This window comes from Corynebacterium sp. HMSC035E02 (assembly GCF_001836065.1).
Classification (GTDB): Bacteria; Actinomycetota; Actinomycetes; order Mycobacteriales; family Mycobacteriaceae; genus Corynebacterium; species Corynebacterium hiratae.
This window is the reverse complement of record NZ_KV827308.1, coordinates 1-406: the sequence shown is the minus strand read 5'-3', so window position 1 is coordinate 406 and position 406 is coordinate 1. Positions and strand designations below refer to the sequence as shown.

At 56.7% G+C, this 406-nt stretch carries 1 protein-coding gene; it reads left to right on the top strand.

Annotated elements, in window-relative coordinates; genetic code table 11:
- The first annotated feature begins 150 nt into the window (after nt 1-150).
- Nucleotides 151-252 (top strand): 30S ribosomal protein bS22, encoded by a 102-nt coding sequence (locus HMPREF2635_RS12845; RefSeq protein ID WP_003855542.1) that lies wholly within the window; start codon nt 151-153, stop codon nt 250-252.
- The last annotated feature ends 154 nt before the right edge of the window (nt 253-406 follow it).

Genomic DNA, 406 nt, shown 5'->3' with positions numbered 1-406 from the left:
AGGTAAGATAGTGAACATTCGTTTCGGCACTGGTATGCCTGTGTCTCCCCGTTTCGCGGGGGCCGCCTCGAGTGCACCGTGGGTGGTTTTATTCCAGGCGTTGCCGGCCGGGTTACGTACGTACTGATACCGAAAGTGAGGAAACCTGCTATGGGTTCTGTCATCAAGAAGCGCCGCAAGCGCATGTCCAAGAAGAAGCACCGCAAGATGCTTCGCCGCACCCGCGTTCAGCGCCGTAAGCTGGGCAAGTAAAGCTTCGCCTGCAAACTCCCCGCATGGTCCTTTTGGGATCGTGGCGGGGAGTTTCTGTTATCTTTTCTCCTTCCCGTCATTTCAGATGACCGCGCCGTCGTTTCAAACGACGACACCGCTTAGAACGGAATATCTTCCTGCGGGGTGCTGGGGG